Origin of the sequence: Paraburkholderia suaedae, from assembly GCF_040812055.1 — a bacterium.
Lineage (GTDB): Bacteria > Pseudomonadota > Gammaproteobacteria > Burkholderiales > Burkholderiaceae > Paraburkholderia.
In genome coordinates this window covers 632,584-658,682 of sequence record NZ_JBFOAH010000001.1, presented here as the reverse complement: position 1 = coordinate 658,682, position 26,099 = coordinate 632,584, and the positions used below count along the sequence as shown (strand labels likewise).

At 64.4% G+C, this 26,099-nt stretch carries 22 protein-coding genes and 1 other RNA gene; 17 read left to right on the top strand and 6 right to left on the bottom strand.

What is annotated here, in order from left to right; translation table 11 throughout:
- Positions 1-227: 227 nt before the first annotated feature.
- The 4 genes from ABQJ48_RS02845 to trxA all read right to left on the bottom strand — a co-directional run bounded on the left by ABQJ48_RS02845 (position 228) and on the right by trxA (position 3,898).
- Positions 228-494: a type B 50S ribosomal protein L31 gene (locus tag ABQJ48_RS02845; RefSeq protein WP_367835800.1), complete on the bottom strand. Its 267-nt coding sequence runs from the start codon at positions 492-494 to the stop codon at positions 228-230.
- A gap of 261 nt (positions 495-755) precedes the next feature.
- Positions 756-1,589: a M90 family metallopeptidase gene (locus tag ABQJ48_RS02840; RefSeq protein WP_367835799.1), complete on the bottom strand. Its 834-nt coding sequence runs from the start codon at positions 1,587-1,589 to the stop codon at positions 756-758.
- Positions 1,590-2,054: 465 nt separating this feature from the next.
- Positions 2,055-3,323, bottom strand: coding sequence for a transcription termination factor Rho (gene rho, locus ABQJ48_RS02835; protein ID WP_006048863.1), 1,269 nt, complete (start codon positions 3,321-3,323; stop codon positions 2,055-2,057).
- A gap of 248 nt (positions 3,324-3,571) precedes the next feature.
- Positions 3,572-3,898, bottom strand: a complete 327-nt coding sequence (gene trxA, locus ABQJ48_RS02830) for a thioredoxin TrxA (protein WP_006048864.1) — start codon at positions 3,896-3,898, stop codon at positions 3,572-3,574.
- 441 nt (positions 3,899-4,339) lie between these two features.
- On the opposite strand from trxA, the gene ffs reads away from it, so the two are divergent.
- From ffs to ABQJ48_RS02790, 8 genes are all read left to right on the top strand, one after another.
- An RNA gene (gene ffs / locus ABQJ48_RS02825) (signal recognition particle sRNA small type) lies at positions 4,340-4,438 on the top strand.
- A gap of 260 nt (positions 4,439-4,698) precedes the next feature.
- On the top strand, positions 4,699-7,299 hold the full coding sequence (locus ABQJ48_RS02820; RefSeq protein ID WP_367835798.1) for a DNA polymerase III subunit gamma/tau: 2,601 nt from the start codon (positions 4,699-4,701) through the stop codon (positions 7,297-7,299).
- A gap of 66 nt (positions 7,300-7,365) precedes the next feature.
- Entirely contained in the window at positions 7,366-7,692 is a 327-nt protein-coding gene (locus tag ABQJ48_RS02815) for a YbaB/EbfC family nucleoid-associated protein (protein WP_007182071.1), read from the top strand.
- A 251-nt stretch (positions 7,693-7,943) separates the two neighbouring features.
- The gene (gene recR, locus ABQJ48_RS02810) at positions 7,944-8,540 is read left to right on the top strand and encodes a recombination mediator RecR (RefSeq protein WP_367835797.1); all 597 of its coding nucleotides are present in this window, start codon (positions 7,944-7,946) and stop codon (positions 8,538-8,540) included.
- A gap of 91 nt (positions 8,541-8,631) precedes the next feature.
- Entirely contained in the window at positions 8,632-9,864 is a 1,233-nt protein-coding gene (locus ABQJ48_RS02805) for a CaiB/BaiF CoA transferase family protein (RefSeq protein WP_367835795.1), read from the top strand.
- Between the two features lie 101 nt (positions 9,865-9,965).
- Positions 9,966-11,003, top strand: a complete 1,038-nt coding sequence (locus tag ABQJ48_RS02800; protein WP_367835794.1) for an ABC transporter substrate-binding protein — start codon at positions 9,966-9,968, stop codon at positions 11,001-11,003.
- A 135-nt stretch (positions 11,004-11,138) separates the two neighbouring features.
- Positions 11,139-11,951, top strand: coding sequence for an ABC transporter ATP-binding protein (locus ABQJ48_RS02795; protein WP_367835793.1), 813 nt, complete (start codon positions 11,139-11,141; stop codon positions 11,949-11,951).
- 35 nt (positions 11,952-11,986) lie between these two features.
- A complete protein-coding gene (locus ABQJ48_RS02790) occupies positions 11,987-12,811 on the top strand; it encodes an ABC transporter permease (RefSeq protein ID WP_367835792.1) in 825 nt (274 codons plus the stop codon).
- Between the two features lie 121 nt (positions 12,812-12,932).
- Here the strand turns inward: ABQJ48_RS02790 and ABQJ48_RS02785 are convergent, their stop codons facing one another.
- Positions 12,933-13,907, bottom strand: coding sequence for an NADPH:quinone oxidoreductase family protein (locus ABQJ48_RS02785; protein ID WP_367835791.1), 975 nt, complete (start codon positions 13,905-13,907; stop codon positions 12,933-12,935).
- Positions 13,908-14,271: 364 nt separating this feature from the next.
- On the opposite strand from ABQJ48_RS02785, the gene surE reads away from it, so the two are divergent.
- The 6 genes from surE to rlmD all read left to right on the top strand — a co-directional run bounded on the left by surE (position 14,272) and on the right by rlmD (position 20,511).
- Complete coding sequence (gene surE / locus ABQJ48_RS02780) at positions 14,272-15,030, top strand: 5'/3'-nucleotidase SurE (RefSeq protein ID WP_367835789.1); 759 nt, start codon at positions 14,272-14,274, stop codon at positions 15,028-15,030.
- Positions 15,027-16,136 carry a protein-L-isoaspartate(D-aspartate) O-methyltransferase gene (locus ABQJ48_RS02775; RefSeq protein ID WP_367835788.1) on the top strand — a complete coding sequence of 370 codons (1,110 nt, stop codon included), beginning with the start codon at positions 15,027-15,029 and terminating at the stop codon, positions 16,134-16,136. Before surE ends, ABQJ48_RS02775 begins: the two co-directional genes overlap by 4 nt.
- 5 nt (positions 16,137-16,141) lie before the next feature.
- Positions 16,142-17,077, top strand: coding sequence for a peptidoglycan DD-metalloendopeptidase family protein (locus tag ABQJ48_RS02770; protein ID WP_367835786.1), 936 nt, complete (start codon positions 16,142-16,144; stop codon positions 17,075-17,077).
- 11 nt (positions 17,078-17,088) lie between these two features.
- Positions 17,089-18,168 carry an RNA polymerase sigma factor RpoS gene (rpoS, locus tag ABQJ48_RS02765; protein ID WP_367835785.1) on the top strand — a complete coding sequence of 360 codons (1,080 nt, stop codon included), beginning with the start codon at positions 17,089-17,091 and terminating at the stop codon, positions 18,166-18,168.
- Between the two features lie 4 nt (positions 18,169-18,172).
- Complete coding sequence (locus ABQJ48_RS02760; protein WP_367835784.1) at positions 18,173-18,949, top strand: 3'-5' exonuclease; 777 nt, start codon at positions 18,173-18,175, stop codon at positions 18,947-18,949.
- Between the two features lie 131 nt (positions 18,950-19,080).
- Positions 19,081-20,511 carry a 23S rRNA (uracil(1939)-C(5))-methyltransferase RlmD gene (rlmD, locus tag ABQJ48_RS02755; protein ID WP_367835782.1) on the top strand — a complete coding sequence of 477 codons (1,431 nt, stop codon included), beginning with the start codon at positions 19,081-19,083 and terminating at the stop codon, positions 20,509-20,511.
- Positions 20,512-20,609: 98 nt separating this feature from the next.
- On the opposite strand, the gene ABQJ48_RS02750 is transcribed toward rlmD, so the two are convergent.
- A complete protein-coding gene (locus ABQJ48_RS02750; protein WP_367835781.1) occupies positions 20,610-21,470 on the bottom strand; it encodes an outer membrane protein assembly factor BamD in 861 nt (286 codons plus the stop codon).
- A 38-nt stretch (positions 21,471-21,508) separates the two neighbouring features.
- On the opposite strand from ABQJ48_RS02750, the gene ABQJ48_RS02745 reads away from it, so the two are divergent.
- The 3 genes from ABQJ48_RS02745 (at position 21,509) to phaC (ending at position 26,061) form a co-directional block, all read left to right on the top strand.
- Positions 21,509-22,783 (top strand): RluA family pseudouridine synthase, encoded by a 1,275-nt coding sequence (locus ABQJ48_RS02745; protein ID WP_367835779.1) that lies wholly within the window; start codon positions 21,509-21,511, stop codon positions 22,781-22,783.
- Positions 22,780-23,643: a peptidoglycan editing factor PgeF gene (pgeF, locus tag ABQJ48_RS02740; RefSeq protein WP_367835778.1), complete on the top strand. Its 864-nt coding sequence runs from the start codon at positions 22,780-22,782 to the stop codon at positions 23,641-23,643. Before ABQJ48_RS02745 ends, pgeF begins: the two co-directional genes overlap by 4 nt.
- Before the next feature lie 618 nt (positions 23,644-24,261).
- Positions 24,262-26,061: a class I poly(R)-hydroxyalkanoic acid synthase gene (gene phaC / locus ABQJ48_RS02735; RefSeq protein ID WP_367835988.1), complete on the top strand. Its 1,800-nt coding sequence runs from the start codon at positions 24,262-24,264 to the stop codon at positions 26,059-26,061.
- The last annotated feature ends 38 nt before the right edge of the window (positions 26,062-26,099 follow it).

Sequence of the window (26,099 nt, the reverse complement as noted above, 5' to 3'; positions counted from 1 at the left end):
CGAACGAGGCGATATCGAGAGAGCGCAGAAGGCTTGGAAACAAGGTCAAAAGAAGGCCGCACGCAGGGCGACAAGCAAGGTCACAGGCGAGGCCATAAGCAAGGCCATAAGCAAGGCCACAGGCGAGGCCATAAGCGAAGCCGCCAACTCGGCCGACAAAAAAAGGGCAGCTCGCGCTGCCCTTTTTTCTGCTTCGCTGCCGGCTAAAGCCAGCGACCAGGCGGGTATTACTTCGCTGCTGCCTTGCCGGTAGCGCGTGCACCGAATTTCTTGTTGAACTTCTCGACGCGGCCTGCCGTGTCCATGATCTTTTGCTGACCGGTGTAGAACGGATGCGATTCCGACGACACTTCGATCTTGGCGAGGGGGTAGGTCTTGCCGTTGAATTCGGCGGTTTCGCGCGTCTGGATGGTCGAGCGCGTCACAAACCGGAAGTCGTTCGACATGTCGATGAACAGGACTTCGCGGTAATTCGGGTGAATGCCTTCTTTCATGGTCTTTCCTTTAATCTGGCGGTAGCCAACCCGCGTGCAGCCGCACAGTGCAAACCGCATCTAGGCGCGAGCCACTTGCCTATGGTCGAAAAACGGCGATTATGCCAGAAAATCAGTCGCTTGACGACTTTTCTGCCAGCTTTGTGGCAGCAGCAAAGCGGGCGTTTGCGCGGCGCTCGTGCCGGCTGCCGAAGCCTGCGCCCATTCGTGCTTCCGGCCGTGCGCAGCCGACCTGACGCATGACCGCGGACAAGCGCACGCTCAGGCGGGCGTGAACGCTACGCCGACGCGTGCAGGATCCTGCCGGTAATAGCGTGCGAGCAGCCGGTAAAGCTCCGGATACTGTGCTTCGAATGCCCGCGGGGTCACGAACAGCGCCTCACTGCACACGGCAAAAAATTCCGACGGATGGTCCGCCGCGTACGGATCGATCAGCGACTCGCGCTCGAAGCGCGCCCAGCGACGCTGCGGCACCGCATCGACGCGGGCGCAGAACTGGTCGTACGCGGAGTCGAATACGACGGCCCACGCCTGCGAGTCGAGCGGCGCATGCCAGCGACGCACCAGCGGCGGGTGGCCGTCCGCTTCGCCATTCAGCATGTCGATCTTGTGCGCGAATTCATGAATGACGACGTTGTACGCGTCGGTGCCGTCCGTCATCTGGGCGTCTTCCCACGACAGCACCACCGGGCCGCCTTCCCACGCTTCGCCGCTGGCATCTTGCTCGACCTCGTGCACCACGCCGTCCTCGTCCTCGACCGTCTTGCGGATCACGAATTCGCCGGGATAGACGATGACCCCAACCCAGCCGCGGTACAGATCGAGACTCAGATTCAGCACCGGCAAACATGCCTGCGCAGCGATCGCCACGGTCATTGCGTCGGTCAGTTCGAGCGCGTGGGCGGTCGAGAATTCCTTTTGCGCGATGAACAGGCTGGTGAGTTCACGCAGCCGCGCGAGGTCGGGCGCGTCGAGGTGCGCGAGGAACGGCAGGCCGTCGAGCGTGGCTTGCCACAGCGCGTCGTCGATCGCGTAGTCGCGCAGCGCGCGGTCGCGGCGGCGCGAGCCCAGCCATTGAGTGAGTTTCGAAAGCATCGCCTGATGAACCTTCGTCGATCTGTTGTTGCCATGCGGCGAAAAGGCCGCCGCAAGTCGCTATGCCGATCAGAAAATCGATGCCGTCCAGCGAAGCCGGATAGCGTGCCTGCTGCGCAACCATCCATCCCGCGGATGTGGACGCGCGCTTCGGACGCGGGGCCGCCGCCGACAAACCTGGCGTCGGCGTGGCGAGCGCGGCCTGGAACACAAGATTGTACGGATTCCGGAACTCGGCGAGGCGAGTTCGATGCAATGCCTTGCGACGCTGCCCGAGCTAAGTCGTAGAACATCGCAGTGAGGCCGCTGACGAGCCCCGACCTGCGACCGACCGGCTGTTAGCGCGCAAACTTCGCTGAACGGGCCTGGCCCAAAAAGCGATGTACGCGGTCGAAAAAAAACCGCTCGTTTCTGGCGAGCGGTTTTTGCGATGCTGCGGCTGATGCGCTTGCGCACGCGCAACGTTCAGCTGCCGCCGCCCCGACGCATCATGTCGAAGAACTCGGAGTTGCTCTTTGTCTGGCGGATCTTGTCGAGCAGGAATTCCATCGACTCGACTTCGTCCATGTCGTGAATGAACTTGCGCAGCACCCAGATCTTTTGCAGGACCTCGGGCTTGATCAGCAGTTCTTCGCGGCGCGTACCGGACTTGTTGAGGTTGATCGACGGATAAACGCGCTTTTCGGCGAGACGGCGCTCCAGGTGCACTTCCATGTTGCCGGTGCCCTTGAACTCTTCGTAGATGACGTCGTCCATGCGGCTGCCGGTTTCGATCAGCGCCGTGCCGATGATGGTCAGCGAACCGCCTTCCTCGATATTGCGCGCGGCACCGAAGAAGCGCTTCGGACGTTGCAGCGCATTGGCGTCGACACCGCCCGTGAGCACCTTGCCGGAGGCCGGCACCACGGTGTTGTAGGCGCGCGCGAGACGCGTGATCGAGTCGAGCAGAATCACCACGTCGTTCTTCATTTCGACGAGGCGCTTGGCCTTCTCGATCACCATTTCAGCGACCTGCACGTGACGCGCGGCGGGCTCGTCGAACGTGGAGGCGATGACTTCGCCGGCCACCGAGCGCTGCATTTCCGTCACTTCTTCCGGGCGCTCGTCGATCAGCAGCACGAACAGCACGACGTCGGGATGGTTCTGCTTGATGGCGTGCGCGATGTGCTGCAGCATCACCGTCTTGCCCGACTTCGGCGACGCGACCAGCAGGCCGCGCTGGCCTTTGCCGATCGGCGCGATCATGTCGATGATGCGGCCCGTGACGTTTTCCTCGCCGCGCATTTCACGCTCGAGCAGCAGCACCTTGTTCGGGTGCAGCGGCGTGAGGTTTTCGAACATGATCTTGTGCTTCGAGGCTTCCGGCGGTTGGCCGTTGACCTTGTCCACCTTTACAAGCGCGAAATAGCGCTCGCCGTCTTTCGGGGTGCGCACCTCGCCTTCGATGGTGTCGCCCGTATGCAGATTGAAGCGGCGGATTTGCGACGGGCTGATGTAGATGTCATCGGTGCTGGCCAGGTACGAGGTTTCCGGTGAACGCAGGAAGCCGAAGCCGTCCGGCAGCACTTCCAGCGTGCCGTCGCCGAAGATCGTGTCGCCCGTTTTGGCTCGTTTTTTTAAAATGGCGAACATCAGTTCCTGCTTGCGCAGGCGGTTCGCACTTTCGATCTCGAGGCCATTGGCCATCTCGATCAATTCGGACACGTGCAGAGTCTTAAGCTCGGATAAATGCATACGGAGAACCCGCAGGAGAAGGTGCGACGAAATGAAATCTGGGAGGAGAGTGAGCGGAACCGCTCAAGGACTTACACGTCTTTTTGACGTTTTGCGGATTCTAGCATAGCACAGGCCAATGTCCGCCAGTGCGGCGGCTGGGCATCTTTCCTGTGGGGCGTGTTGCCGCGTGACAACACGCGCGCAACACGCCCGATTCGACGCGCTCATGAGTCTCGCCGACTCGCCGCGCGCCGAGTGGCGCAGTTTTACAGGTTGCCGTCGAGGAACGCGGTGAGCTGCGACTTCGACAACGCGCCGACCTTCTGCGCGGCGACCGCGCCGTTCTTGAACAGGATCAGCGTGGGGATGCCGCGCACGCCGAACTTGACCGGCGTGGACTGATGTTCGTCGACATTGATCTTGGCGATTTGCAGGCGATCTGCGTAATCCTTCGCGACTTCGTCGAGGATCGGCGCGATCATCTTGCACGGGCCGCACCATTCAGCCCAGAAATCGAGCAGCACGGGTTTGTCGGATTTCACGACGTCCTGTTCGAAAGATGCGTCGCTAATATGCTTGATTTGTTCGCTCATTGTATGAATACCTCTATCGGTTCGAGGCCCGCCTGAATTGCTCGCCACGATACGTCAAAATCTAGGGAAACTTCCGTTCGCTTTGCCACACCCGGAACCTGCCGACACAAACACCGGAAAAGCTGCCGCCTTGTCCTGGGAATATGTTGAAGCTTCACGCGTGCGGGTCATCCGAATACCAGTTTAGCTTAATTCGCTATGCGTTGCCGGGGGCGATAGTACGCGTCATGGCAGCGGGGCCGGGGTTGCAGCTTAAGGGCCACTGCATTGCGGGCGCGTTCCACCGTGTTGAACAGTTGCGACGAAGGCTATGTGGCGACTGGCGACGCGAACTCAAGTGCGTGACGCCCGGACGGGTCGGGCCGGGTGATTCGGCGCGTCGACGCCTGTTGCTCGCATCAACAGTCGCGCGATGCGAGAAGCGATGATAGAATGTTTCGTGACGGGCCTCCTCGCATGGAGGGATGGTCAACCTGGTCAGGTCGGGAACGAAGCAGCCACAGCCGTTTTCCACCAGTGCCGAGGGTCGGGCTCGTCACCTTCCTTTTTCCCCCTCTGTTGTTCCGCTGTTCTTATACTGGTCTCCGCGGGTTCTTCCGCGATGTTCGCCATGTTTCCCGTTTCCCATTTGCCGTTGCGTCGCTTGCCCGGCTGCATGCCGTCGCTTCCCGATTGCCATTCGCGCACTTCATCCATTTTTTTCTATCGGCCTTTTAGCCTGCTTCAATGAAGCCGGGACACCCGTTCGCGCATCGTTTCGATTCGGTTTTGCGCGGCATCGTTACTGATACAATTTCCGGATGACCTATCAAGTTCTCGCACGCAAATGGCGGCCGAAGGATTTCGCTTCGCTCGTCGGACAGGAGCACGTGGTGCGCGCGCTCACGCACGCGCTCGACGGCGGCCGTCTGCATCATGCCTATCTGTTTACCGGCACACGGGGGGTCGGCAAAACCACGCTGTCGCGCATCTTCGCCAAGGCGCTCAATTGCGAGACCGGCGTGACCTCCACGCCCTGCGGCGTGTGCCGCGCGTGCCGTGAAATCGACGAAGGGCGCTTTGTCGATTATGTCGAGATGGACGCGGCGAGCAATCGCGGTGTCGACGAAATGGCCGCGCTGCTCGAGCGCGCGGTGTATGCGCCGGTTGACGCGCGCTTCAAGGTCTACATGATCGACGAAGTGCACATGCTCACCAACCATGCGTTCAACGCGATGCTTAAGACGCTGGAAGAGCCACCGTCGCACGTCAAGTTCATCCTCGCCACCACCGATCCGCAGAAGATTCCCGTCACGGTGCTGTCGCGCTGTCTGCAGTTCAATCTGAAGCAGATGCCCGCCGGCCACATCGTGTCGCACCTCGAGCATATTCTCGGCGAAGAGAAGGTGCCTTTCGACGCCCAGGCGCTGCGCCTGCTCGCGCGCGCCGCCGACGGCTCGATGCGCGACGCGCTGTCCCTGACCGATCAGGCCATTGCCTATTCGGCCAATCAGGTCAATGAAGAGGCGGTGCGCGGCATGCTCGGCGCGCTCGATCAGAGCTATCTGATCCGTCTGCTCGACGCGCTCGCAGAGGGCGACGGCGCCTCGGTGCTGGCGGTCGCGGACGAGATGGCGCTGCGCAGCCTGTCCTTTTCGACGGCCCTGCAGGACCTGGCGAGTTTGCTGCACCGTATTGCGTGGGCGCAGTTCGCGCCGTCGTCGGTGCTGGACGAGTGGCCGGAAGCCGCGGATGTGCGCCGCTTTGCCGAAGCCCTCAGCGCGGAGCAGGTGCAATTGTTCTACCAGATTGCGACGATCGGCCGAAGCGAACTGAGCCTCGCGCCTGACGAATACGCCGGCTTCACAATGACGCTGCTGCGCATGCTGGCGTTCGAGCCGGCGCCAACTGGCGGTGGCGGCAACCCGGCGGGTGGGACGCGCGCTGCCGGTCAGACGGCAGCGGCGGGTGCGAAGCGCACCGGTGCCCCAACGGTGGCGGCATTGCGGGCCGCGCCGGGCTCGACCGTGACGGCCGCCGCTGCGCCGGTGAGCGCCGGCGAAGCGCCGGGTGATCAGGCGTTCGTGACCACCGCCGCTCAATCGGGTCGCGCAGTTGGCGGTGTGTCGTCCGCCAGGCAGGAAAGTTCAGAGGCAACGGGCATCCGGCCGGTTTCTGCAGATTGCGCGCCGGACACGCCAGCATCGCAAGCATTCGGTGCGCAAACTCCAGGCACCGTCGAGTCGATGCAGACTGCGGATGCACCGAAGTCGCTGCCGCGGGGGGCCGCCGCTAGTGCAGCCCCCGCGTTGGCTCCGTGGGACGACGCGCCCGCCGATGCCATCTCGAACCCAGCCGCGCCGAACGCTGGTCTCGACAGTGCACTCAAAAGCGATGGCTTAGCAGCCCCTTCGATCGATGCCGCGCCGCCCGCGCCGTCGCAGGCCGCGGCGTCTACCGCCGGTCTATCGCGCGGTGAAAAGGCGACCGCCTCGCAGCAAGCGCCGCCATCCGCGGCCGAAACGGCGCCGCGCCGCGCAGGCGGTGCGAGCGCCGCGCTCGATGTGTTGCGCAGCGCTGGCCTGAAAGTTTCGTCGGACCGTGGCCGCGCTTCCCCGGCAGCGGTTGGTAAGCCTGCCGCGCCGGTGGCGTCGAAGCCCGCCGCCGCGTCGCGCCCAGCCGTTCCGGTGCCGACGCCTGGCGCTGCGCGTCGCGCGCCGCAGCAGGATGCTGCCCCGGCCGCTCGGGCAGCGTCGTCGGCGTCCGCGAATAGCCGCGCGGAGCAGGGCAGCGCGTCGGCACCGCCATGGGACGACATGCCGCCCGACGACTACATGCCGCTCAGCGCATCGGACGACGGCTACTTTGGCCCGCCGGACGACGACTACCTGCCCGCATTCGACCGCGGTCCGGACGACGTCCACATGAGCGCGAGCGCCACGGCGTCGGCCGCGCCCGCTCCAACGGTCGACTCGCGTCCGCTGCCTCCCGCCGTACCCCTCGATCCGCTCGGCTTCACAGGCGACTGGCCCGCGCTCGCCGTCGAATTGCCGCTCAAGGGCATTTCGTATCAACTCGCATTCAACAGCGAACTGATGGCGCTCGAAGGCAACACGCTCAAGCTGAACGTGCCAGTGCCGCAGTACGCGGAGGCGTCGCAGGTCGCAAAACTGAAAAGCGCGCTTGCCGAGAGGCTTGGCCAGAACGTCGACGTGCTGGTGGAGGTCGGTGCGGCGCGCCGCACCGCCGCCGCGCACGACGCCACGCTGCGCGCGCAGCGTCAGCAGGAAGCGGAGCGCGAGATCGGCGCCGATCCGTTCGTGCAGTCGCTGATCCGCGAGTTCGGCGCGAGCATCGTGCCCGGTTCGATTCGGCCGATTACCCCGGACGCCGCCGCGAACGGCGCGTCGTCGGCCCACTGATTTGCCGCGTTAGCTACTGTAGCGCGCTCGATTTTCGATTTCACGCTATCAAGAAGGAGCATGTCCATGATGAAAGGCCAACTCGCCGGGCTGATGAAGCAGGCTCAGCAGATGCAGGAAAACATGAAGAAGATGCAGGAGCAACTTGCGCTGATCGAAGTCGAGGGCCAGTCGGGCGCCGGACTCGTGAAGGTGACGATGACCTGCAAGAACGACGTGCGCCGGGTGTCGATCGACCCGAGCCTGCTCGCCGACGACAAAGACATGCTGGAAGACCTGGTCGCCGCCGCGTTCAACGACGCCGTGCGCAAGGCCGAAGCCACCGCCCAGGAAAAGATGGGCGGCATGACCTCGGGCTTGCCGTTGCCGCCGGGTTTCAAGCTGCCGTTCTGAACGACGCGTGAGATAGGCAAGCGCCGGCGCAGCCGTCGCCGTGGCGCGTGCGACACGCGCGGGCCCGGCTCGCGAAGGCATCGCGCTGCCTGGAGTTGCATTCTCACTCGCGTCGGTCAATGCCGGGTCCAACTTGCACGGTCAATGCGGTTGCTCACGCCAGGGCCGCGGCCATGCCGATCACGGTTTGACCGGACCCACCGCATCACCACACGCCTAGACGGGCACTACCCACTTCGACGCCGATCCGCATGAAACAACCTTCCGCCTTGTCGGCGCTCGTCGAAGCGCTGCGCGCACTGCCCGGAGTCGGGCCCAAGTCCGCGCAACGCATGGCGTATCACCTGATGCAGCATGACCGCGAGGGCGCGGAGAAACTCGGTCGCGCGCTGCTGTTCGCGACCGAGCACCTGCAGCACTGCGAGAAGTGCAACACCTTTACCGAAGCGCAGATCTGCGAAGTCTGCCTGGACGAAGACCGCGATCCGACGCTGCTATGCGTCGTCGAAACGCCGGCCGACCAGGTCATGCTCGAACAGACCATGACCTATCGCGGCCTCTATTTCGTGCTGATGGGGCGATTGAGTCCGCTCGACGGTATCGGCCCGAAGGAGATCCATTTTGACCGGCTGGTGAAGCGCGCGTCGGATGGCGTGGTCAAGGAAGTCGTGCTCGCGACCAATTTCACCAACGAAGGCGAGGCCACCGCGCATTATCTCGGGCAGACGCTCAAGGCGCGCGGTCTTGCCGTCACGCGTCTTGCGCGCGGCGTGCCGGTGGGCGGAGAACTCGAATATGTCGATGCCGGCACGATTGCCCGCGCGATGCTCGATCGCCGTTCGATGTAGCGGCCTCGGCATGCGGCTGACCTGAGCGCTGCGCACCCCGAGCGCAATAGATCGCGACCGTGCACGCCAGGACCCAAGACAAAGGAGACCTATGAACGCCACCCCTGAATCAGGCACGAGCGCCGCGCCGCAAGGCCCGCTTGCCGGCGTCAAGGTGCTGGAACTCGGCACGCTGATCGCCGGCCCGTTCGCCGCGCGTTTTCTCGGCGAGTTCGGTGCCGAGGTCATCAAGATCGAAGACCCCAAAGGCGGCGACCCGCTGCGCAAGTGGCGCAAGCTGTATCCCGAGGTCGGCGGCACGTCGCTATGGTGGGCCGTGCAGGCGCGCAACAAGAAGTCCGTCACGGTCAATCTGAAAGCCGAAGAGGGCAAGGAGATCGTGCGGCGTCTCGCGAAAGAAGCGGATATCGTCGTCGAAAATTTCCGGCCCGGTTTGCTCGAGAAGCTCGGGCTCGGTTACGACGTGCTGTGCGCCGAAAACCCCGGCCTCGTGATGGTGCGCTTATCCGGCTACGGCCAGAGCGGCCCGTATCGCGACCGCCCTGGCTTCGGCGCGATCGCCGAATCGATGGGCGGCTTGCGTCATATCACCGGCTACCCGGATTTGCCGCCGCCGCGGATCGGCATTTCGATCGGCGATTCGATCGCCGCGCTGCACGGCGTGATCGGTGCGCTGATGGCGCTGCATCACAAGCAGGTGAACGGCGGCAAGGGGCAGGTGGTCGACGTCGCACTGTACGAGGCCGTCTTCAACATGATGGAAAGCGTGGTGCCCGAGTACGGCGTGTACGGCATGGTGCGCGAGCGCACCGGCGCGTCGCTGCCGGGCATCGTGCCGTCGAATACGTATCCTTGCCGCGACGGTAGCATCGTGATCGGCGGCAATAGCGATCCGATCTTCAAGCGCCTCATGGTGGCAATCGGGCGCGACGATCTGGCTAACGATCCGGGGCTCGCGCATAACGACGGACGTGTGCCGCGCACGCAGGAAATCGACGGCGCGATCGCCGCGTGGCTTGCCACGCACACCATCGACGAAGCGCTCGACGTGCTCAATGCGGCCGACGTGCCGGTTGGCCGCATCTACAGCGTGGCGGACATGTTCACGGACCCGCAGTTCATCGCGCGGCAGATGATCCAGCGCTTCAAGTGGCAGGACGGCCGCGAAATCACGTTGCCGGCGGTCACGCCGAAGCTCTCGGCGACGCCGGGCGAGACCCGCTGGCTCGGTCCCGAGCTGGGTGAACATACGGATGAAGTCCTGCAGTCGCTAGGTTATGATGCTGGGCAAATCGCGAGGTTGCACGCGCAACAGATCGTGTGAAACGCGGCGCACGTCAGCGCCCCGGGAAACAGCGCAGCGATAGAACAGCTGCACCACAAGCTGAAAAGAACCGGACAACAAAAGTTTGGAGACAACAGACCATGCAACGCAGAACCTTTCTCGCCGGTAGCGCCGCGCTCGCGGGCGCCACGCTCGCGGCCACGCCGTTCGCTTTCGCGCAGGGCAAACCCGAGACGACCAAAGTGGCCATCGCGGTCGGCGGCAAGAACCTGTTCTATTACCTGCCGCTCACGATTGCCGAGCGTCGCAATTACTTCAAGGACGAAGGGCTCGAAGTCGAGATTTCGGACTTCGCGGGCGGCTCGCAAGCCTTGAAGGCGGCGGTCGGCGGCAGCGCGGATGTGGTATCGGGCGCGTTCGAACACACGCTGCTGTTGCAGGCGCAAAAGCAGATGTTCCGCGAGTTCGTGCTGCAAGGACGTGCACCGCAAATCGTGCTGGCCGTGTCGAAGAAGACCATGCCGAACTACAAGTCCATCGCGGATCTGAAGGGCAAGAAGATCGGCGTGACCGCGCCCGGTTCGTCGACCGCGATCATGGCGAGCTTCGTGCTCGCGAAGGCCGGGCTGAGCGCGAAAGACGTTGCGTTCATCGGCGTGGGCGCGGGCGCGGGTGCGATCTCCGCGCTGCAGTCAGGGCAGATCGACGCGATTGCCAACCTCGACCCGGTGATCACCAAGCTCGAACGCGCGGGCGAAGTCCGCGTGGTGTCGGATACCCGCACGCTCGCCGATACGCGCAGCGTGTTCGGCGGCGATATGCCGGCGGGCTGCCTGTATGCGTCGCAAAGCTTCATCACGAAGAATCCCAACACTACTCAGGCGCTGACCAATGCCATGGTGCGCGCACTGAAGTGGCTGCAGGCGTCGAGCGGCAGCGAGCTGATCAACACCGTGCCGGAAGGCTATCTGCTCGGCGACCGCGCGCTGTATCTGGATGCATGGCAGCATGTCAAGGAAGCGATGTCGCCCGATGGCTTGATGCCCGCCGACGGTCCCGCGACGTCGCTCAAGACGTTGCAGGCATTCGATCCGAATGTGCAGGGCAAGCCGATCGATGTGTCGAAGGCGTGGACCAACGACTTCGTGAAGAAGGCGCTGACCACCGTCAAGGCCTGATGCGGGCTTGACGCGCAGCGGTGCAGCGCGAATCCGAAGCGCCAGGCAAGTGCCGCTATGCTGGCCGTGCGTCGGCCATACCCGCCGCGACGACATCACCTACCCGAAACCGATCTGGAAGAAGCGAGCCGAACGATGACCGTTGCCGCTCTGGCGCTCGAAAACATCACCTGCACGTTCGCTGCGCGCGATAACCGCGCGCAGCGCTATACGGCGGTCAAGGACACCACGCTGCGCATTGCGCCTGGCGAGTTCGTGTCGGTGGTCGGCCCGACCGGCTGCGGTAAATCCACGCTGCTGAACATCGGTGCGGGCTTGCTCGCACCGTCCTCGGGCACGGTCAGCGTGTTCGGCGCGCCGCTCGAGGGCATCAACCGGCGCGCCGGCTACATGTTCCAGGCCGACGCGTTGATGCCGTGGCGCTCGGCGCTCGACAACGTGATCGCCGGTCTCGCGTTTCACGGCGTCCCGGCCGCCGAAGCGCGCGTCAAAGCCGACGAGTGGCTCAAGCGGGTCGGCCTCGGCGGGTTCGGCGACCGTTATCCGCATCAACTGTCGGGCGGCATGCGCAAGCGCGTCGCCATGGCGCAGACGCTGATTCTCGACCCCGACATCATCCTGATGGACGAGCCGTTCTCGGCGCTCGATATCCAGACGCGTCAGCTGATGGAAAACGAATTGCTGGACCTGTGGGCCGCCAAACGCAAGGCGGTGCTGTTCATCACGCACGATCTCGACGAAGCCATCGCGATGTCCGATCGCGTGGTGGTGTTATCGGCCGGACCGGGCACGCACCCGATGGGCGAATTCACGATCGACTTGCCGCGTCCGCGCGACGTCGCCGAAATTCGCGCGCATCCGCGCTTCGTCGAATTGCATGCGCAGATCTGGAGCGTGCTGCGCGACGAAGTACTCAAAGGCTACCAGCAGCAACTGAGCGCGGTGTAACCGCGTCGATCCAATCGTCCAAGGCAAACCGAGTCATGTGGAAGACGTTACGCCCAAGCCGGGCGAATCTGGTGATCTGGCAATGGCTGCTGCTCGTGCTGTGCTTCGTGCTCTGGTACGTGCTCACGAGTCCGACACTGCTGCCGGCCTTTTATTTCGACGATCCGAATAAGGCGGCGTTCTTCTTCGGCGAGCCGCAGAAGGTGCTGCAGCGGATCTGGGAATGGTTCGCGGGCGGCGAGATCTATCTGCATCTGTGGGTCACGCTGGTCGAGACGGTGCTTGCGTTCGTGCTCGGCACGGCGCTGGGGCTTGGCGTCGGGTTGTGGCTCGCGCTTGCGCCGCTCGCGAGCGCATTGTTCGATCCTTATGTGAAAGCGGCCAACTCGATGCCGCGCGTGATTCTCGCGCCGATCTTCGGCGTGTGGTTCGGCCTCGGTATCTGGTCGAAGGTGGCGTTGGGTGTAACGCTGGTGTTCTTCATCGTGTTCTTCAACGTCTATCAGGGCGTGAAGGAAGTGAGCCCCGTCGTGCTCGCGAACGCGCGAATGCTCGGTGCGAACCGCAAGCAACTGCTGCGTTTCGTGTATTTGCCCAGTGCGATGAGCTGGGTGTTTTCCAGCTTGCATACGTCGGTGGGGCTGGCCTTCGTCGGATCGGTGGTAGGCGAGTACCTCGGCTCGGCGCGCGGCGTCGGCTATCTGATTCTGCAGGCCGAGGGTACCTTCGACATCGACACGGTGTTCGCCGGGATTCTGGTGTTGACCGCATTTGCGCTCGTGCTCGACGCGATTGTCGGCATCGGCGAGCGGCGCTTGATGAAATGGCAGCCCAAGACCGGGGACACCGAAAAACTGTAGGCGCGCGCAAGTGCGGGTGCTCGACAGAAGGACGGCGTGCGGTCTAATCGACCGCGCGCCGTTTTGCCTTTGCGTGCCGCTCGATCGAGCGGCACGCAGCCAGTGATCGAGTACGCCCCGCCTACGGTGTAACCACCACCTTGCCGATCACGCGACGCTCGGCCATATCGCGCAATGCGCGGCCAGTGTCCTCCAGCGAATAGCGCGCGGACACATAGGGCTTGAGCTTGCCTTCACTGATCCACGTGGTCATCTGCTGGAAGGCGGCGTGATTGCGCTCTGGCTCGCGCTTGGCGAAATCGCCCCAGAAAACGCCGACCACACTCGCGCCCTTGAGCAGCATCAGATTGAGCGGCAACTTCGGAATCTCGCCGTTCGCAAAACCGACGACCAGATAACGTCCGCGCCAGCCGATGCTGCGAAACGCGGGCTCGGCATACACGCCGCCGACCGGATCGAAGATGACGTCCGGGCCTTTGCCGTCGGTGAGCGCTTTGATGCGTTCGCGCAGATCCTGGGTGCTGTAGTTGATGGTGGCGTCGGCGCCGTGCGCGATGCAGGCGGCGAGCTTCTCGTCGCTCGACGCCGCCGCGATCACGCGCGCGCCTAACGCCTTGCCGATCTCGACGGCGGCCAATCCGACGCCGCCGGCCGCCCCCAGCACCAGCATCGTCTCGCCGGCCTGCACTGCGCCGCGATCGACCACCGCGTGATGCGAGGTCCCATAAGCGAGCGTGAACGCCGCAGCCAGTTCGAACTCGACGCCGTCGGCAAGCGCCACGCAGGCCGTGACCGGCACCAGCGCCTGCTCCGCAAAGCCGCCCGAACCCGTGAACGCGACCACGCGCGAGCCGGTCGCGAACTGGGTGACGCCGGCGCCGACCGCGCGCACCACCCCGGCGACTTCGGAGCCGGGCGTGAAGGGCAGCGGCGGCTTGAACTGGTATTTGTTCTCGATGATCAGCACGTCGGGGAAGTTGACGGCCGCGGCTTTGACGTCGATCACCACGTGGCCGGGTGGCGCTTCGAGTTCCGGCAGATTTTCGATGACCAGGCTCTCCGGCGGCCCGTATTGATTACAGCGAATTGCGCGCATAGTGTCTTCCGTATCGATGAGGTGAGCAGGCGTTTCGGAGTCTAAAATAATCCGTACGGTCGTGCGTTTGTCTGGTGCGGCACGTTTGGACATGTTTTCGGCCGCGGCGCGGCAACGACGCGAGAACAACTACGTGACAATCGTATGGCAGCAGGGCGAGAGGCGGCAGCCATACCACAGCAGCACGACAGCCCCACCACAGCAGCATGACGGCCGCGTGACAGCGGCGCAGCGTCCACGCAACGCAGCAACCGTCAGCGGCCCGCGCCGCGCCATCATCGACTTCACACGCGCGCCTCGCATGCTGCGCATGCACGGTCGCGGTGACGTTCGCGTGCCATCTTTCCTCGGTTACAATCGCCGCATGCGAATCCTACTCAGCAATGACGACGGTTATCTGGCGCCAGGCCTTGCCGCGCTTCACGAAGCGCTCAAGCCGATCGCCGACGTCACCGTGATGGCCCCGGAACAGAATTGCAGCGGCGCGTCGAATTCCCTGACGCTGTCGCGGCCGCTCTCGGTCCTGCGCTCGGCCAACGGCTTTTACTACGTGAACGGCACGCCCACCGACTCCGTGCACATCGCGCTGACCGGCATGCTCGACCATACACCGGACCTGGTCGTGTCGGGCATCAACAACGGTCAGAACATGGGCGAAGATACGCTCTATTCGGGTACCGTCGCGGCCGCCACTGAAGGCATCATGTTCGGCGTGCCGGCCATCGCGTTCTCACTGGTCGACAAAGACTGGACGCATCTCGAAGACGCGGTGCGAGTCGCCACGGAAATCGTCAAGCATTATCTCGAGCAGCCGCTACCGGGCCATCCGTTGCTCAACGTCAATATTCCGAACCTGCCGTACGAACAGATGGGCGGCTGGCAGATTACGCGGCTCGGCAAGCGGCATCCGTCGCAGCCGGTGATCCGCCAGACCAACCCTCGCGGCGAGCCGATCTACTGGATCGGTCCGGCGGGCAGCGCGCGCGACGCGAGCGAAGGCACGGACTTCCATGCGGTCGCCAACGGCCGCGTGTCGATCACGCCGCTGCAGCTCGATCTGACCCACACGCAAATGCTGCCCGCGGCGCGCGACTGGGTGCGCGCCAGCAGCGGCGCTTCATGACCAGCGAGCGCGCCAAGCGCTTTCCGCTCGGCCTCGAGGACCTGGTGCGCGAACCGCGCCGGCCCGAAGGTCGTCCGGGCGAAGTGCGGGCCGCAGCGCTGGCCGCCAGCGCGGCGCTCAATGTGCGTCAACAGCCGGCCAGGTATGCGCCCGGCGCGGCCGCTGGCAAGCCGCCGTCGCGAGCGCCAGGCAGCGCGCAGACCGTAGTCCAGGCGAATCCGCAAGCAAAGCCTCAAACGAACCTCCAGGCGAAGCCGCAAGCCATCACGCCGCCGAAGCCGCAGGCCGCGCCGTCGCTGACACAGCCGCAAGCGAAGCCGCAGCCGCAGTCGGTCAAAGCACCGCCCAGGCCGTCGACTTCCGGGTCTGGCGCGCCGGCGCGCGGTGCCGTGCAATCCACCTCATCCGCACGTTCGAGCGAACGCACGGGCGCGCCGAACGTCGCGTTGAGCGGCGCGTTGGCGTTGACTTCCGAACGGGTTCGCGAACGCATGGTCGAACGCCTGCGTGCGAACGGCGTGACCGACCAGCGGGTCTTGAACGCGATGTCGGTGGTACCGCGCCACATGTTCGTCGACCCCGGTCTCGCCGCCCAGGCCTACGAAGATGCTGCGCTGCCCATCGGCCATCACCAGACCATCTCGAAGCCCTCGGTGGTCGCACGGATGATCGAACTGGCGGCGGCCGGCCGCGCGCTTGGCAACGTGCTGGAGATCGGCACCGGCTGCGGCTATCAGGCGGCGGTGCTAAGCCAGGTCGCGCGCGAGGTCTATTCGATCGAGCGTATCAAGCCCTTGTCCGAACGCGCGAAGATCAACCTGCGGCCGCTGCGCATTCCGAACATCCGGCTGCACTACGGCGATGGCCGCCTCGGTCTGCCGTCGGCGGCACCGTTCGACGCGATCCTGATCGCGGCGGCCGGACTCGACGTGCCGCATGCACTACTTGAACAACTCGCGATCGGCGGCCGTCTGGTTGCGCCGGTCGGCTCGCAGGACGGCCAGAATCAGGTGCTGACGCTGGTCGAGCGCGTCGGGCCCGCGCAATGGCGCGAGTCGCGGCTTGATCGCGTTTTCTTTGTACCCTTAAAATCCGGAGTGATTTGACACCGATGAGTATGTTGCGCGCGATGCAGAGAACCAGCCTGAATATCCCAATCACCGTAACGCAGCCTAGCGCGTGCGTGCTCGCCTTGTCCCTGTTGATGACGGCCTGTGCATCCCGGCTCGATCAGGCGCCCGTCGTCGATCTTTCCGGCGGCGGCGCGCTCAGTACGCAGGCAGCCCAGCCGTCGGTGCCGTTAGGGCCGCCGCCGCCGGGCTACTATCGCGTGAAGCCGGGTGACACGCTGTATCGCATCGCATTGGAGAACGGCCAGAACTATCGCGATATTTCGGCGTGGAATAATCTCACCAACCCGAATCAGATCGAAGTGAACCAGTTGCTGCGCGTCGTACCGCCGGGTGCCAATACGGCTGGGCTGACGCCGGGCGTTGCCACCGCGCCGCTCGGCAGCGCCGGCGCGGTGCAAAGCGCGCCGCTCGGGAGCGCGCCGTCGTCGGCGGGCGCGGCTGCCGGTGTCGCGGCGCCGCCGCTGTACGGCGCGGCCGCCAACAACAGCGCGGCGCTGCCGCCGCCCGCTGCCGGCGCCGCGGGCGAGTCGGCAGCGGGCGCGTCCGGTAACATCGCGTTCTCGTGGCCGGTGCACGGACCGCTGCTCGGCACGTTCAACGATTCGAGCAACAAGGGCGTCAACATCGGCGGCGCCATGGGCGATCCGGTGAAGGCTTCCGCAGATGGCCGCGTCGTCTATGCCGGAAATGGGCTGCGTGGTTACGGCAATCTCATTATCATCAAGCATGATGCAACTTATCTCACCGCGTATGCACACAACCGCGCTTTGATGGTAAAAGAGGGAGACGCGGTAACGAAGGGGCAGAAGATCGCTGAGATGGGCAATAGCGATGCCGACCGTGTGATGTTGCATTTCGAAGTTCGCCGTCAGGGTAAACCTGTCGACCCACTGAAGTACTTGCCGCCGCAATAAGCGATACGACCATGCCGAAATCGAAGCGCCGCCTGCCGCAAGCCGAGTCTGAAACGATCAGCCAGGTTTCGTCCGCTGCAGTGGACGAGCGCGGCGCTTCGGAAGTCGAAGAAGAGATCGCTGAAGAACAGGATCTCGACGAACGCCAGGGCGCAGACGAAGTCGGCGACGTTCGCGAAGTCGCGACCGAAGCCGTGCCGGACGCGGACGACTTTCGCGCACTGCTGCAAGCGGAGCTGACGGCCGACACGATTCAGCATTATCTGAATCGCATCAGCGTGAAGCCGCTTCTCACGGTCGAAGAAGAGCAAAAGTATTCGCGTCTTGCCAAGGCCGGTGAGTTCGATGCGCGCCAGGTGATGATCGAGCGCAATCTGCGGCTCGTGGTCAGCATCGCCAAGGGTTATCTGAATCGCGGCGTGCCGCTGCTCGATCTGATCGAAGAGGGCAACCTCGGCCTCATGCACGCGATCGAAAAATTCGATCCCACGCGCGGTTTCCGCTTTTCGACTTATGCCACCTGGTGGATCCGCCAGAGCATCGAGCGCGCAATCATGAACCAGGCGCGCACCGTGCGCCTGCCGGTGCACGTGATTCGTGAGCTCAACCAGGTGTTGCGCGCGAAGCGGCATCTCGAAAAGAACTCGATGAATTCCGGTGAAGCGGCGGAGCGCCGCGACGCCAGCATCGACGACATCGCCTATTTAACCGGCAAGACCACCGACGAAGTCACCGACATTCTTGCGCTGAACGAGCACACCGCATCGCTCGACGCGCCGCTCGACCTCGACCCGGCGAGCAGCCTGCTCGATCTGCTGTCTGACGATCAGAGCCAGTCGCCGGATGCGGAAGTGCAGCATCGCGAACTGGAAACGCTGACACGCGCGTGGCTCGCACGGCTGTCGGACAAGCATCGGCATGTGATCGAGCGCCGCTTCGGGCTGAACCACATCGAACCGGCCACGCTCGAAGAGCTGGCCGACGAAATGGGCCTCACGCGCGAGCGTGTGCGCCAGATCCAACAGGAAGCGCTGGTGCGACTGAAGCGCTTCTTCGCCTCCAATGGTGTTCGCAAGGACGCCGTTCTCTGACCTGATGACACCGATTCTTGTATTCGACATCGAGACGATTCCCGATGTCGCCGGCATTCGCCGCCTGGAAGGTTTGCCTGCCACGATGAGCGACGCCGAAGTCGCCGAGCACGCGTTCGCCGCGCGCCGGGAAAAGACCGGTGGCGATTTTCTGCCGCATCACCTGCAACGCATCGCCGCGATTTCATGCGTGTTCCGTGACAACAACGGCTTCCGGGTGCGCTCGCTGGGCACGCTGGAAGACAGCGAGACGGCGCTCGTGCAGTCGTTCTATCGCGTGATCGAGAAGTACACGCCGCAGCTCGTGTCGTGGAACGGCGGCGGTTTCGATTTGCCGGTGCTGAACTACCGGGCGCTCGTCAACGGCATTCCCGCGAGCCGCTTCTGGGACCTCGGCGAGGACGACCGCGAGTTCAAGTGGAACAACTACATCAGTCGTTACCACGCGCGCCACACCGATCTGATGGACGTGCTTGCAATGTATCAGGCGCGCGCCAACGCGCCCCTCGACGCGCTCGCCAGGATGTGCGGCTTTCCCGGCAAGATGGGCATGGACGGCAGCCAGGTCTGGCAGGCTTACCAGCAAGGCCGCATCGAGGAAATCCGCAATTACTGTGAGACCGACGTCGTCAATACCTACCTGCTGTATTGCCGTTTTCAGCTGATTCGCGGCGCCTTTTCGGCGGCGGAGTATGCTGATGAGATCAACTTGGTCAAGAATGCGCTGGCGCTGGAAATCGCGCCGCAATGGGCCGAGTATCTGGCCGCGTTCGAGCAATAGCTTGGCGCCGGCCGGCTCGAGCGCCGGCTGATCGAGCGTCGGTAGCAGGCTGCTGTGGGGCGCCAATGCTCGGCGAGCGCGGTGCTTCGTCTACAATCTCGCCTTTCCCCAAGTTTGTCAGGAAGTCGCAGGTGTCCCGAACTGCCCCCCACCGTCGCTCGTCGAAGCGCCCTTCGAAATTCCACAGGGCGCCCGCGGCGGCGCCAGCGCTCGTCATCACCGGCAATGAGCCGGTCGTCGAAATCGTTTCGCTCGATATGGAAGCGCGCGGCGTCGGCCGCATCGAAAGCGAAGACGGCACGCCCGGTAAGGTGGTGTTCGTCGAAGGCGCATTGCCGGGCGAGCGCGTCAGCTATTCGACGCATCGCAGCAAGCCGAAATTCGAACAGGCCGAGGTCGTCCAGGTGTTGCGCGAAAGCGTGATGCGCACCGAGCCGAAGTGCAGCTACTTCGATGTCTGCGGCGGCTGTTCAATGCAGCATCTGGACGTGCGCGCGCAGGTCGCCGTCAAGCAGCGCGTGCTCGAGGACAACCTGCAACATCTGGCCAGGCTGCGCCCCGAGACGGTGTTCCGGCCGATTCACGGGCCGGCGTGGCGTTATCGCTATCGTGCGCGCCTCGCCGTGCGCTATCTGCCGGAGAAGGGCGGTATGCGCGTCGGCTTTCACGAGAAGAAAAGCAGCTACATCGCCGACATGAAGACCTGCGAGGTGCTGCCCGCGCACGTGTCGGCGATGCTGATGCCGCTGCGCTTCATGATCCGCAAGCTGTCCATCTACGATCGCATGCCGCAGCTCGAACTGGCGGTGGGTTCGTCGGTGACGGCGCTGGTGGTGCGCAACCTCGATCCGATCACCGCCGCCGACGAACAGGTGCTGCGCGATTTTGCCGACGAGCACAACGTGCAGTTCTGGCTGCAGCCAGGCGGCCCGGACACGGTCGCGCCGTTCTATCCGCTCGACGTGGAGCTCGACTACACGCTGCCGGAATACGGCATCCGCATGCCGTTCAAGCCGACTGACTTCACCCAGGTCAATCACGCAATCAACCGCGTGCTGGTGAGCCGCGCCTTGCGCTTGCTGGCGCCGGCGCGCACCGATCGTGTGCTCGATCTCTTTTGCGGAATCGGCAACTTCACGCTGCCGCTTGCGCGGATCGCGCAGGAAGTGGTGGGCATCGAAGGCAGCGAGGCGCTGACTTCGCGCGCACTCGCCAACGCCGGATTGAACGGTGTGGCGGGGCATACGTCGTTCGCGTGCCGCAATCTGTTCGAAGTCACCGCCGACGACATGCGCGCGCTCGGCCACTTCGACAAATTCCTCGTCGATCCGCCGCGCGAGGGGGCGCTGGCCGTCGCGCAGGCGCTCGCGGACATCGCGCAAAGCGGCAACGGACCGCTGCCCGGTCGTATCGTCTACGTGTCGTGCAATCCCTCGACGCTCGCCCGCGATGCAGGCGTGCTCGTGCACGAGGCCGGGTATCGGCTGGTCGGCGCGGGTGTGGTCAACATGTTCCCGCATACGTCGCATGTCGAGTCGATCGCGTTGTTCGAGCGCGACTGAGGCTGGGTCGATCGGCGCGAGGCTGCGCGCAAACAGAAACGCCACGACCGAGGTCGTGGCGTTTCTGTTTGCAGCGGGTGATCAGTGCATGGCGGGCGTTAGAACTGCCACCAGGATTTCTCCGTGCCCGGCCGTGCGCGCCCCGTGATGTACGGGCTGTCCGGGAAGGTGCCGGCCAGCACGCGCTTGGTGTCCTCGGCCAGTTGCGGCTGGTTCAGCTTCTGGTACGACAGCATCATGATGTGCAGTGCGTCTTCGATAGCCGGTGCGTTCTTGTACTCGCGCAACGCCAGCTGCGCGCGGTTGATCGCGGCGACATAAGCGCCACGGCGGTAGTAGTAGTCGGCCGCGTGGACTTCGTGCGACGCCAGCGCGTTCACGATGTAGCGCATGCGCTGTGCAGCGTCCGGCGCGTACTTGCTTTTCGGGTAGCGGTCGACCACGACCTTGAACGCGTCATACGACTCGCGCAGCGACTTCGGATCGCGCTCGCTCATGTCCTGGCCGGAGAAGCGGCCGAACAGACCGAGGTCGTCGTTGAAGTGGATCATGCCCTTCAGGTAGTACGCGTAAGCGATGTCCGGATGATCCGGGTGCAGCCGGATGAAACGGTCGATTGCCTGATCGGCGGCGGCATTTTCGTTGTCTTTCCAGTTGCAGTACGCGACGTTGATCTGCGCCTGCTGCGCGAAATGGCCGAACGGGTCGCGGCCTTCGAGCATTTCGAAGTACTTCGCGCACTTGCCGAAATCACCACCGGTCAGGGCGTCGTTCGCCTCCGTATATAATTTGTTGTTATTCCATGTTGCCGTTTCGTCGGTCTTCTCCGGCAGGCCGTGGCAAGCCGCAACGACGGCGACGGCCGCGGCGCATGCAATGTATCCGGCCACTTTCCGGGCCGCCTTCTTGATGGCCGCCAAATTGAGCGCCGCTTCAGTGATGGTGTTCAAGGCTCGCATTTTCCAGTCTAGCTTTACGTCCAGGTGACCCAGACTCAATGACCCGCTCAAATACTCCAGGCGCTGCAACAGGTGCCGGGAATAGCAACGAAGATTATAGCGTAAGCGCCGACCCCTCCGACGCGTTGGGCCTCGATTCCCTCGACGACGATCTCGCCGGCGATGCGCTTGCCGCGGCGGCGCCGGCCAGGGTGCCGACGGTGGCGAGCCCGGTCGCGGACGAGAGTCCGCGCAGCGTCGCGGTGCCCGACGAACTGGCGGGCGAGCGCCTCGACAAGGTGCTCGCCCGCGTGTTTCCCGAGTTCTCGCGCAACCGGCTGCAAAGCTGGATCGAAGCCGAGCGGGTGCGGGTCGACGGCAAGCCGGCGAAGATCCGCCAGCCCGTGCCGCTGGGCGCAACCATCGAGCTGGTGCCCGATCTGCTGCCGGAGCAGCTCGCGTTCACCCCCGAGCCGGTGCCGCTCGACATCGTCTACGAGGACGACACGCTGGTCGTCATCAACAAGCCGGCTGGCATGGTGGTGCATCCGGCGGCCGGCAACTGGAGCGGCACCCTGCTCAACGGCCTGCTGTACCGCTACGGCGACGCGGCAGCGGGGCTGCCGCGGGCGGGCATCGTGCACCGGCTCGACAAGGAAACCTCCGGTCTGATGGTCGTGGCGCGCACGCTCGAGGCGCAAACCGACCTCGTGCGCCAGTTGCAGGCGCGTACGGTGAAGCGCCGCTATCTCGCGCTGGTGTGGGGCAACATGCCGGAGGACGGCACGATCGACGCGCCGATCGGCCGCGATCCGCGCGAGCGCACGCGCATGGCGGTCGTGACCAGCGCGGCGGGCAAACCCGCGCGCACGCACTTTCGCCGCGTCGACTCGGCGATCTGGCAGCGTCAGCCGGTCACGGCGATCCACTGCGATCTGGAAACCGGCCGCACCCATCAGATCCGCGTGCATTGCGCGCATATCGGCCATCCGCTGCTCGGCGATCCGGTCTACGGCCACGCGCGCGGCAAGCGCTCGGTCACGCCGCTGCCCGGCGGCTTCGCGCGGCAGGCGCTGCATGCGTGGCGGCTCGGGCTGATTCATCCGCAAACCGGCCGCACCATGCAATGGCGCGCCGATGTGCCCGAAGACATCGCCGCGCTGTCTGCGGCGCTGGGTCTGGGGCGCGACGAAGCGGGCGAGTTCGACGAGACGTACTATGAGGAGGACAGCTACGAAGCGTCGCTGGACGACGAGGCGCACGCAGACGGCGCGCTCGAGCACGGCGACGCGCGCGATGATCAGGACGACCACCCGAAGGACGATCAAGCATGAGCGCGAATTTGCCACAGCTGAGTTTCGCTGACGTCGTGCAACCGGAATGGAACGTCTCGCCGCGGGTGCGCGCGCTCGTGACCACGCGCAACGGCGGTGTGAGTCAGCCGCCGTTCGGCCGTTGGCAGGCCGGAGCGGACCACCCCGGCGGCCTGAACCTGGGCTTGAAAACCGGCGACGATCCGGCTGCGGTCGCGCAAAACCGCCAGCGCTTGCTCGGCCTCGCCGGCGTCAGCGAGGCCGCGTGGCTCGCGCAGGTTCACGGTGCGGATGTCGTGCGCGCTGAGGATGTGCTCGCACGGGCGCACGCCGAGGGCACACCGACGCGGGCGGACGCGAGCGTCACCGATCGTCCCGGCACCGTATGCGTGGTGATGGTGGCCGATTGCATGCCGGTGCTGTTGTGCGACGAGGCCGGTCGCGCGGTCGGCGCGGCGCATGCGGGTTGGCGCGGGCTGGCGGCGGGCATCGTCGAAGAGACCGCGCGGCGCGTCGCACGACTCGCCGGTGTCGAGCCCTCTGAACTGCATGCCTACCTCGGACCTTCTATCGGTCCGGATGCGTTCGAAGTGGGAGGCGATGTGCGTGACGCCTTCCTCGACGGTGTCGATGGCGCGCGACGCGATGCCACTGCCAACGCCTTCGTCGCACATGCGCACAACCCAGGCAAGTATCTCGCCGATCTGCCGGCGCTGGCGCGCTTGCGTCTGCACGCGCTGGGCGTGACGCGGATCGTCGGCGGCGATCTGTGCACGGTCTCGCAACGCGAACGTTTCTATTCCTATCGGCGCGACCGCGAGACTGGCCGCATGGCCGCGCTGATCTGGATCGACGCTCAGGCGCAGACGCTCGCGGACTAGCGCAGCGCGCGGCGCGATGCAGCGTCGCAGGATGCGCGCGCCTGCATCGCCACGCTTCGTCCGACGCGTGGATGGTGCACGCGCCGGCACGCAACGGACGGGTAGTGTTGGAGCTCGTATGCGAGTTCGTGTACGGGTTTGTTCCGACACCCACAACGCGTTTTTGCTGCGCTGCCGAACCGCTGGCGCTAGCGCAAACCGGCCGCGAAAACTGTCGGCGCGCGCACCGAGGAACGCACATAAGCCGCTGGAACAGGGGCGCTTTTTCGCCCCGCGCCATGCATTCGTCATACGGGCTTAGAAGCGCGATCTGCTGCACAGGGAAAACGATAATTAAAAAACTATCGCACTGCGGCAAAATCGGGAACAAGCATTGACATGCCTTGCGAGGGGGAGCAAGAATGTTCCTCACTCGCTCCTCGTACTTGGGACAGGGCGTGACGAGGTCGCGAGCAATCGCGCGCGTGCGCACTAACCTGCCTCTCCAACCCGTCCGCAAGGACTTACCGGTCAAAAGCAGGTATGGCAGCTTCATCTTCCTCAGCTTCCCCCAGCACGGACTCCTCGACGGAGCAAACGCAGCAGGCCGGTGCGAGCGGCGCGACATCCGCCCCCGGCATGCAGCAATTCTTCGACGCCTGGATGAACGCGTGGCGTTCGCTCGGCACGCCTCCCGGCGTCACCGGCCTGCCTTTTCAGATGCCGCAGACGCCACCCATGCCGCAGATGCCGTCGTTTCCCGGTATGCCGGACTTCACCAAACTGACCGCCGGGGCGCTGCCTTCCATGCCTTCGCTCGGCAGTCTTAATCTACCCGCTGCCGCGATTCCCGCTGAACGTCTGCAGAAACTGCAGACCGACTATTCGCGCGACGCGATGCAGCTGATCCAGCAGGCCGCCACATCGGCCACCAAGCCGCCCGAACTCAAGGACCGCCGCTTCAGTTCCGAAGCATGGAGCGCGACGCCGGCCTACGCGTTCACCGCCGCGTGGTATTTGCTGAATGCGCGCTATCTGCAGGAGATGGTCGACGCGCTCGACACCGAACCGAAGATGCGCGAGCGCATCCGCTTCGCGGTCCAGCAATGGACGGCGGCCGCTTCGCCGAGCAACTTTTTCGCGTTGAATCCGGAAGCGCAAAAGACCTTGCTGGAGAGCAAGGGCGACAGCCTGCGGCAAGGCGTGATGAACCTGCTCGCCGACATGCAGCGCGGCAAGATTTCGCAGACCGACGAATCGCGCTTCGTGGTCGGCGAGAACCTCGCCACTACCGAAGGCTCAGTGGTGTTCGAGAACGACCTGCTGCAACTGATCCAGTACAAGCCGCGCACGGCGACCGTGCGCGAGCGGCCGCTGTTGATCGTGCCGCCGTGCATCAACAAGTTCTACATCCTCGACCTGCAGCCGGAGAATTCACTCGTCGCGCATGCGCTCGATTCGGGCCACCAGGTGTTCCTCATCTCGTGGCGCAACGCGGATCAGTCGATCGCGCACAAGACGTGGGACGACTACATCGGCGAGGGCGTGCTCACCGCGATCGACACCGTCAGCCAGATCAGCGGGCGCGACCAGATCAACACGCTCGGCTTTTGCGTCGGCGGCACGATGCTCGCCACCGCGCTGGCGGTGGCCGCGGCGCGCGGTCAACACCCGGCGGCGTCAATGACATTGCTCACGGCAATGCTCGACTTTTCCGACACCGGCGTGCTCGACATATTCGTCGACGAGGCGCATGTGCAGATGCGCGAGCAGACCATCGGCGGCAAGAACGGTGTGCCGCCCGGATTGATGCGCGGCATCGAGTTCGCCAACACGTTCTCGTTCCTGCGCCCGAACGATCTGGTGTGGAACTACGTCGTCGACAATTACCTCAAGGGCCGCACGCCGATGCCGTTCGATCTGCTGTACTGGAACAGCGACTCGACCAGCCTGCCGGGCCCGATGTATTGCTGGTATCTGCGCAACACGTATCTGGAGAACCGTCTGCGCGAGCCCGGTGCGTTGACCACCTGCGGCGAGCCGATCGACCTGTCGAAGATCGACGTGCCGACCTTCATCTATGGGTCACGCGAGGACCATATCGTGCCGTGGCAAACCGCGTATGCGTCGGCATCGCTCTTGAGCGGGTCGATGAAGTTCGTGCTCGGCGCGTCGGGCCATATTGCCGGCGTGATCAATCCGCCCGCGAAGAATAAGCGCAGTTACTGGACGCTGGAAGGCGACGTCAAGTCGTTGCCAGCGAGCCCCGACGAATGGTTTGGCGCCGCGACCGAGGTGCCCGGCAGCTGGTGGCCTGAGTGGACCCGATGGCTCGATCAGTACGGCGGCAAGAAGGTGAAGCCGCGCGCCACGGCGGGCTCGGCGGAGTTTCCGGTGATCGAGCCGGCGCCGGGACGTTACGTCCGGCAACGGGAGTAGCTCGAACGCGCTTGAAGTGCACTGGTTGGCAATAGGTA